The sequence below is a fragment of the Albimonas sp. genome (assembly GCF_055129145.1).
In genome coordinates, this window is record NZ_JBSRTQ010000036.1 from 23,552 (window position 1) to 30,903 (window position 7,352).

The following is a 7,352-nucleotide window of genomic DNA, read 5'->3' on the forward strand; positions in this document are numbered from 1 at the left end:
TCGAGGACGGGTCGGGGGTCCGCTTATTCCGCGGCGGCGGTGTTCAGCACCTTCTCAGCCAGCTTGGTCAGCTTGTCGTCGGCCGCGTATTCCTGGTCCAGATTGGCCTGCAGCAGCGGCGCGGCGTCCTTGTAGCCAAGCTGCTTGGCCCAGGAGACCATGGTGCCGTAGCGGGTGATCTCGTAGTGCTCCACCGCCTGCGCGGACGCCGCGAGCCCTGCGTCGAGCGCTTCCGGCTCGGCCTCCGCCATGATGTCGCGGGCTTCGTCGAGAATGCCTTCGATGGCTTCGCAGCGCACGCCGCGCGGCTTCATGCCGAGCTGCTCGAAGATCGTCTCGAGGTTCTCGATATGGCCCTGCGTCTCCTCGGCGTGATCCTCGAAGGCTTTGCGCAGATCGCCGGACACCGCCTTGCGCGCCATCTTCGGCAGCGCCTTGAGCACCTGCTTCTCGGCGAAATAGATGTCGCGCAGGGTGTGTTTGAAAAGGTCGTCGAGGGTCTTGAGGGACATGTGGGAACTCCTGTTCCTGGCCCGAGGAGGGGACGCCATTCGCGATGGCCATGACGATGATCTGGCGCCGATTGCGGAGAAAAAGCGTCCGACTCCGGGTCGTTTCACGTCGCGCGAACCGGGCCCCCGTTCGGCCCCCCCTGCTCAGACCTCCCCCTTCTTCTCAGACCTCCCCCTCCTTCTCAGACCTCCTCGCGCACCTGGGCGTAGGTCAGCGCCGCGAAGATGCCGGTGCCCCCGATCACGTTGCCGGCCAGCGCCGGCGCGGTGTGGCGGACCAGCGCTTCGTAGAGGCCGATCTCGCCCAGCAGCGCCAGCATGAACAGCTTGGTCGAGCCCGCCACCACATGCGACATCTCCCCGACGCCGATCAGCCAGGTGACGATGACGATGATGACGATGGAGCCCGCCCCGTCGTGCCGCGGCAGGATCCAGACCATCGCCGCGATCAGGAACCCCGCGGGGATGCCGCGCACGAACTGCTCGGTCGGGGAATGCGAGGCGTAGGACCGCGCGATGTCGAGCGCGCCCTGGAACAGCTCCGGCGGCACGATGGCGAGCTCGGTCATCGTCGCCGCCGCCAGCGCGCAGCCCACCATGTTGGCGATCAGCACGATGGCCCAGAGCCGTGCGATGCAGCCCAGCGTGCCCAGCGTGGGATGCAGGAAGAAGGGCAGGATCGGCGTGATGGTGTTCTCGGTGAACAGCTGCATGCGCGCCTGCACCACGATCAGGAAGCCGATGCAGTAGCCGAAACACGCGACCAGCGGGCGCCAGGGCGCGTCGGGCAGGCTGGCATGCAGGATCCCTTCGGCCAGCACCGAGAGGCTGATGGCGAGGCCCGCGGCGACGCCTGACCACCACAGCGCGCTTTTGGGCCGGCCGAGCTCATGCATGCCCTGCCGCCGGATCGCCTCGTAGACGACCTCGGAGGGCGCGTCGGAATGCGCCTCGACCTGGCGCTGCCCTTCGGCGTCGAGATGGACTTCATCGGCGTCGTTGGCCATCGGCTGCTCCTTGCGGGTGGCGCAGGGTGGGCGCCGCAGGGGAGGATATGGCGTTTTTGTTGGCGACGGCGACTTTGGGCAGGCGGGGAAGGCCGACCCAGGCCCTGCGGCGCGGGCCTGCGCCGTCGCCAAGGTCTTGAGCGCCCCCTCGGCGCCTCCCTCTCCCTGCGCGCGGCGAAGGGAGCCGTCAGGAACATCCCCCCCGCGCCCGGACCCCTTCAATACATGAAATAACGCTGCGCCATCGGCAGGATCTCGGCGGGTTCGCAGGTCAGCAGCACGCCGTCGGCGCGGACCTCGTAGGTCTCGGGGTGCACTTCGATCTTCGGGCAATGGTCGTTCAGCCGCATGTCGGCCTTGCCGATCCCGCGCGTGCCCTTCACCGCCACCGTGTCCTTCGAAAGCCCCAGCGCCGCCCCGATGCCCGAGGCCTGCGCCGCCTCCGACACGAAGGTCACCGAGCCGCGCGACTGCGCGCCCCCGAACGCACCGAACATCGGGCGGGAATAGACCGGCTGCGGCGTGGGGATCGAGGCGTTGGGGTCGCCCATCTGCGCGCAGGCGATCATGCCGCCGACCAGCGTCATCTCCGGCTTCACCCCGAAGAAGGCCGGCGACCAAAGCACCAGGTCGGCGCGCTTGCCGACCTCGATCGACCCGATCTCGCGCGACATGCCATGCGCGACCGCGGGGTTGATGGTGTATTTGGCGATGTAGCGCTTGACCCGGACGTTGTCGTTGTCGCCGGTCTCCTCGGGCAGACGGCCGCGCTGGACCTTCATCTTGTGGGCGGTCTGCCAGGTGCGGATCAGCACTTCGCCGATGCGCCCCATCGCCTGGCTGTCGGACGCGATGATCGAGAACGCGCCCATGTCGTGCAGGATATCCTCGGCGGCGATGGTCTCGCGCCGGATGCGGCTTTCGGCGAAGGCCACATCCTCGGGGATCGATTTCGACAGGTGATGGCAGACCATCAGCATGTCGAGATGCTCGTCCAGCGTGTTGCGGGTGAACGGCCGGGTCGGGTTGGTCGAGGACGGGATCACATGCGGCTCGCCGCAGACCTTGATGATGTCGGGCGCATGGCCGCCGCCGGCGCCTTCGGTATGGAAGGCGTGGATGGTTCGGCCCTTGATGGCGGCGAGCGTGTTCTCCACGAAGCCGGATTCATTGAGCGTATCGGTGTGGATCATCACCTGCACGTCCATGTCGTCGGCCACCGACAGGCAGCAGTCGATGGCCCCGGGCGTGGTCCCCCAGTCCTCGTGCAGCTTCAGCGCGCAGGCGCCGGCGTCGACCATCTCCACCAGCGCCTCGGGGCGCGAGGCGTTGCCTTTGCCCGAGATCCCGAAATTGATCGGGAACGCGTCGAGCGCCTGCATCATGCGCCCGATATGCCAGGCCCCCGGCGTGCAGGTGGTGGCGAGCGTGCCATGGGCCGGGCCCGTGCCGCCGCCGAGCAAGGTGGTCACGCCCGAATGCAGCGCGTCGTCGATCTGCTGGGGGCAGATGAAATGGATATGGCTGTCGAAGCCGCCCGCGGTCAGGATCCGTCCCTCGCCGGCGATGACCTCGGTGCCCGGACCGATGATGATGGTCACGCCGGACTGCACATCGGGATTGCCGGCCTTGCCGATCGCCGCGATCCGCCCGTCGCGCAGACCGACATCGGCCTTGTAGATGCCGGTATGGTCCACGATCAGCGCGTTGGTGATGACCGTGTCCACCGCCCCGCCGGCGCGGGTCGCCTGGCTTTGCCCCATGCCGTCGCGGATCACCTTGCCGCCGCCGAACTTCACCTCCTCGCCATAGGTGGTCATGTCGCGCTCGACCTCGATCACCAGCTCGGTATCGGCCAGCCGCAGCCGGTCGCCGGTGGTGGGGCCGAACATGGCGGCGTAGGCGGGACGGGAGATGCGGGCGGGCATGGCGGGTCTCCGGGGATCAGGCGGCGGAACGGGGCGCGGGGCGGGCGGAGGCGGACGTTTGGGCGCCGGAACCGCTTGCGGTCAGGCGATTTTCGCCATCGACGCGGCGGGGCGACGCAGGGTAAATTTCACGTGAGCCGGGGACGGAAACCCGGGCCATGGGAGAGAGGTGGCTATCTTGAAAGTCAGTCGAATTTTGGCGGCCGGGGCGCTGGCCGCCTCCGCCGTCTGGGGCGCCGCGAGCGCCCAGGCCGAAACCCGGGTCGAGCGCGGCGCCTACCTGGTCACCGCCGTCGCGGCCTGCGGCAACTGCCACACGCCGTTCGGGCCGCAGGGCCTCGACATGGACCATGCGCTCGGCGGCAGGCTCGTCGAAGACAACCCCGCCTTCACCGCCTACGCGCCCAACATCACCCCGCACATGACCGACGGCATCGGCGCCTGGACGGATGCGGAGCTGAAACGCGCGATCCGCGAAGGCGTGCGCCCCGACGGCTCGATCATCGGGCCGCCGATGCCCATCGGGCTCTATCGCGGGCTCGCCGATGCGGATCTCGACGCGATGATCGCCTATCTGCGCACGGTCCCGGCGGTAGCGGGGACCACGCCCAAATCCGAATACCGCATCCCCCTGCCCCCGAGCTACGGGCCCCCGGTCGCGCAGGTCGCGGCGCCCGAGCGGGGCCCGACCGCCGCCTACGGCGCCTATCTGGCGGGGCCGGTGGCCCATTGCCTCGAATGCCACACCACCTTCGGGCCGCAGGGGCCGATGATGGACACCCATCTCGGCGCGGGCGGCAACGCATGGCATGGGCCCTGGGGCGTGAGCGTCTCGGCCAACCTGACCAGCTCGCAGGACGGGCTCGCGGGCTATTCCGACGCCGAGATCGACGCGATGATCCGCCACGGCAAACGCACGGACGGCGAGGCGATGTTCCCGCCGATGGGCTATGGCTTCTACGCGCAGATGACCGACGACGACGCGCGCGCGATCATCGCCTTCCTGCGCACGCTGCCGCCGCTGCCCGACCCAAACTGAGGGGGCCGGCGCGGGCGAGGGGGCGGTCGCGGCCGCCCTCAATCCCGGTCCCCCCCGGCATCGCCATCCGCGCCGCCATGGGAGTCGCCCGAGCCGCTGTCGGTCGTCCCGTGCCAGCGATTGTCCTTGCGCGGCCCGATCCGGGCCCGGCGCAGCTTGCCGATCAGGTGCAGGCAGATCGCGCCGGTCAGGAACAGCGCCAGGCCCCAGGCGTTCATCGTCGCCTCGAACTCGGTGGCGAGCGGCCGACCGTTCATCGAGGACGTCGCCAGCGCCAGCCCGTAGCCCACCAGCGGGGCCAGCGCCAGGGCCGCGAGCCCGCCGGCCAGCACCCCCCGGCGCCCGCCCAGCAGGCGCAGGCCCAGATGCGGGCCCTGCCAGGCCATCAGCCCCATCATCGCCAGCGCCAGCATCACGGTCATGCGCCGAGCCCCAGCTGGCGCAGCCGCGGCTTGTGGCGGCGACGGTAGAGCACGCGCGCCCAGCTCGCGAAGACGCGGCTCAGGATCCCGGCGTCGATCACGATCCGGTCGAGCAGCCGGCAGCCGTCTTCCGTCTCCTCCACCCGCATCTCATGGTCCCAGGACTTCACGCCGGCCCCATGCTCGCGGCTGATCATCACCCGGCGGACGTCGTCGCATTCCAGGATCTCGATCACGTAGGGCTTGGCCGGCAGCAGCCCGAAGGCCGAAACCCCGATCTCCAGCCGCTGGCCTGCTTCGAACCGCCCCTCGGGCAGGCCGATCTGGGTGACCATGCCGCGGTTCGCCTCGCCCAGCTTGCGCCAGTCGATCGCCACGCCCCAGAGCAGCTCCGGGGCGACCGGATAGTCATGCACGGACAGGACCACGCGCGGCGCGCAGGAGGCGTGAAGGGCCATGGGTCAGAGCGCTCCCATGACTTTCCGGTTGAAGCCCCAGACCTGGCGGGCGCCGCCATAGGGCACCAGCGTCACGTCGCGGGTCTGGCCCGGCTCGAACCGCACCGCAGTGCCCGCGGCGATGTCGAGCCGCATGCCATGCGCCGCCGCCCGGTCGAAATCGAGCGCGGGGTTGGTCTCGGCGAAATGGTAGTGCGAGCCGACCTGCACCGGCCGGTCGCCGGTGTTGGAGACGACGAGGCTCACGGTCTCGGCCCCCGCGTTCAGCTCGATCTCGCCCGCGGCGGGAAACAGCTCTCCGGGGATCATCGCGCCGCCCTCCGCGCGGCCCAGATCGCGGCGACGGCGAGCGAGACCAGCGCCGCCGTCTCGATGCCATGGGGGTGGGAATGGCCTTCCGGACCGCCATGCGCGAAGGCGACGGCGGGGACGAGCAGGGCGCTCAGGGCGGCGGCGACGCGGAGGGTCATCTCGGCAGGTCTCCTCGGAAGGTCAGGCGGGTCGCAAGCGGGCGGGGGCTCAGCGGATCGGGTGGTGGACGGTCACCAGTTTGGTGCCGTCGGGAAAGGTGGCCTCGACCTGCACTTCGTGGATCATCTCGGGGATGCCCTCCATGCACTGCTCGGCGGTGATCACGCCGGCGCCGGCCTGCATCAGGTCGGCCACCGTGCGCCCGTCGCGCGCGCCCTCCACCACGAAGTCGGAGATCAGGGCGATCGCCTCGGGGTGGTTCAGCTTCACGCCGCGCGCGAGGCGCCCGCGGGCGACCATGGCGGCGAGCGACACCAGCAGCTTGTCCTTTTCGCGCGGGGTCAGGTTCATGGGCGGCTCCTCACATGGTCCAGACGCGCGGCATCGGGCCGGCGCGGAAACGGCCGAGAACGGCGATGAGCGCGCGGCGCAGCGCACGGCCGTCGCGGGCGATGAAACGGGCGGTCAGCAGGTGATCGAGCGCGGAGGCGCCGGCCTCCACCCCCTCATGCCCTGTCAGCAGGGCGCGCAGCTCGGCCAGGCGGGCGGGCGCGTCGGGGGCGGCGTGGACCAGGGTGGCCGCGGCGATGCCTCCATCGAGGCACGCGGGGCGCGCGGCGATGTCGGCGACGGGCCCGACCAGGCGCAGGGCGTCGGCCCAGACGAGCTCGCCGCCGATGCGCAGGCGCCACTGGTCGCGCAGCGCCGCCTCGCGCACCGTCTCGCCCATCGCGGCGCGGCCGAGGATCAGCGGCTCGATCCCGGTGAACGTCGCGGAGGGGTCGAGATCGACCTCCAGCCTGCGCCGCAGCGCGCCGCCGTCGAAGAGGATGGTCTCCTGCGGCAGCCAGTCGAGCGTGGCGCCCGGCCCGGCGGTCAGGCGGGTGACCACCTGCGCCTCCTCGCCCGGATGGGCGCGGTAGATGCGTTCCGCCGCCTGGGTGGAGAGGGTGAGGGACGCGCCCTCCCCCGCCTCCGCCGCCCATTGAAACCGGTCGCCGCCGGTCAGCCCGCCGGCGGTGTTGAGCAGCACCGCCTCGAACCCCTCGCCCGGCACGTCCGGCGCCAGGATCTTGGCCGAGCCGCGCTGATAGAGATCGCGCAGCCGGCTGCGCCCCCGGGCGATGCGCACCGCGACCCGGCCCTCGCCTTCGGCCCGCGGCTGCGCGGCGCCCGGGGCCGCGCGCCGCAAAGGCGCCGGGGCTGCGGCGGCCGGGGTCTCGGGCAAGGCTCGGGCGGCGTCCAGCATCGGGCTCCGGAGGGTCTGCGGGATGAGCGGGGCGGCGCGCGCCCCCTGCGGTTCATGATTGACGACCGTCACGATGGCGCGAAGCCCCTGAGCGCGCAAGTCCCGGCGGGCCGGGTCGCGCCGCCCCTCCCCCGCAAGGGCCGCGGCGGGCCGACGCGGCCCGGCGAGGGCGCCCCGCCCCGAGTTTTCGCCGAAGCGCCACCGGACCGCCCCCGGATCGCCGAAGCAGGCGCCGCCCCTCGCCCCCTGCCCCTCCGGCGCCCTGC

10 protein-coding genes are annotated in these 7,352 nt (G+C 71.1%); 1 reads left to right on the plus strand and 9 read right to left on the minus strand.

Translation table 11 applies throughout. The features are described from left to right. Positions 1-23: 23 nt before the first annotated feature. The 3 genes from ACTB72_RS08240 to ureC form a co-directional block, all read right to left on the minus strand. Positions 24-512, minus strand: coding sequence for a YciE/YciF ferroxidase family protein (locus tag ACTB72_RS08240; protein ID WP_463036506.1), 489 nt, complete (start codon positions 510-512; stop codon positions 24-26). Positions 513-694: 182 nt separating this feature from the next. After that, a complete protein-coding gene (locus ACTB72_RS08245; protein WP_463036507.1) occupies positions 695-1,519 on the minus strand; it encodes a formate/nitrite transporter family protein in 825 nt (274 codons plus the stop codon). A 218-nt stretch (positions 1,520-1,737) separates the two neighbouring features. Then, positions 1,738-3,447, minus strand: a complete 1,710-nt coding sequence (ureC, locus tag ACTB72_RS08250; protein ID WP_463036508.1) for an urease subunit alpha — start codon at positions 3,445-3,447, stop codon at positions 1,738-1,740. 178 nt (positions 3,448-3,625) lie between these two features. Here ureC and ACTB72_RS08255 point away from each other — a divergent pair, with 178 nt between their 5' ends. Further along, positions 3,626-4,486 carry a c-type cytochrome gene (locus ACTB72_RS08255; RefSeq protein ID WP_463036509.1) on the plus strand — a complete coding sequence of 287 codons (861 nt, stop codon included), beginning with the start codon at positions 3,626-3,628 and terminating at the stop codon, positions 4,484-4,486. Positions 4,487-4,524: 38 nt separating this feature from the next. On the opposite strand, the gene ACTB72_RS08260 is transcribed toward ACTB72_RS08255, so the two are convergent. Genes ACTB72_RS08260 through ACTB72_RS08285 form a run of 6 tightly spaced genes read right to left on the minus strand, consistent with a single transcriptional unit; the run spans position 4,525 to position 7,086 of the window. After that, the gene (locus ACTB72_RS08260; RefSeq protein WP_463036510.1) at positions 4,525-4,908 is read right to left on the minus strand and encodes a hypothetical protein; all 384 of its coding nucleotides are present in this window, start codon (positions 4,906-4,908) and stop codon (positions 4,525-4,527) included. Further along, a complete protein-coding gene (locus ACTB72_RS08265) occupies positions 4,905-5,366 on the minus strand; it encodes an SRPBCC family protein (protein ID WP_463036511.1) in 462 nt (153 codons plus the stop codon). The genes ACTB72_RS08260 and ACTB72_RS08265 overlap by 4 nt, the downstream gene beginning before the upstream one ends. Positions 5,367-5,369: 3 nt before the next feature. After that, positions 5,370-5,675: an urease subunit beta gene (locus ACTB72_RS08270; RefSeq protein ID WP_463036512.1), complete on the minus strand. Its 306-nt coding sequence runs from the start codon at positions 5,673-5,675 to the stop codon at positions 5,370-5,372. Next, positions 5,672-5,836, minus strand: a complete 165-nt coding sequence (locus ACTB72_RS08275) for a hypothetical protein (protein ID WP_463036513.1) — start codon at positions 5,834-5,836, stop codon at positions 5,672-5,674. The genes ACTB72_RS08270 and ACTB72_RS08275 overlap by 4 nt, the downstream gene beginning before the upstream one ends. 49 nt (positions 5,837-5,885) lie before the next feature. Next, a complete protein-coding gene (locus tag ACTB72_RS08280; protein WP_463036514.1) occupies positions 5,886-6,188 on the minus strand; it encodes an urease subunit gamma in 303 nt (100 codons plus the stop codon). A gap of 10 nt (positions 6,189-6,198) precedes the next feature. Further along, positions 6,199-7,086 (minus strand): urease accessory protein UreD, encoded by an 888-nt coding sequence (locus ACTB72_RS08285; RefSeq protein WP_463036515.1) that lies wholly within the window; start codon positions 7,084-7,086, stop codon positions 6,199-6,201. Between the last annotated feature and the right edge of the window lie 266 nt (positions 7,087-7,352).

Bases quoted from the DNA above. Each gene is read 5' to 3' on its own strand.
- ACTB72_RS08240 (WP_463036506.1), bottom strand. From the start codon at position 512: ATGTCCCTCAAGACCCTCGACGACCTTTTCAAACACACCCTGCGCGAC.
- ACTB72_RS08245 (WP_463036507.1), bottom strand. From the start codon at position 1,519: ATGGCCAACGACGCCGATGAAGTCCATCTCGACGCCGAAGGGCAGCGC.
- ureC (WP_463036508.1), bottom strand. From the start codon at position 3,447: ATGCCCGCCCGCATCTCCCGTCCCGCCTACGCCGCCATGTTCGGCCCC.
- ACTB72_RS08260 (WP_463036510.1), bottom strand. From the start codon at position 4,908: ATGACCGTGATGCTGGCGCTGGCGATGATGGGGCTGATGGCCTGGCAG.
- ACTB72_RS08265 (WP_463036511.1), bottom strand. From the start codon at position 5,366: ATGGCCCTTCACGCCTCCTGCGCGCCGCGCGTGGTCCTGTCCGTGCAT.
- ACTB72_RS08270 (WP_463036512.1), bottom strand. From the start codon at position 5,675: ATGATCCCCGGAGAGCTGTTTCCCGCCGCGGGCGAGATCGAGCTGAAC.
- ACTB72_RS08275 (WP_463036513.1), bottom strand. From the start codon at position 5,836: ATGACCCTCCGCGTCGCCGCCGCCCTGAGCGCCCTGCTCGTCCCCGCC.
- ACTB72_RS08280 (WP_463036514.1), bottom strand. From the start codon at position 6,188: ATGAACCTGACCCCGCGCGAAAAGGACAAGCTGCTGGTGTCGCTCGCC.
- ACTB72_RS08285 (WP_463036515.1), bottom strand. From the start codon at position 7,086: ATGCTGGACGCCGCCCGAGCCTTGCCCGAGACCCCGGCCGCCGCAGCC.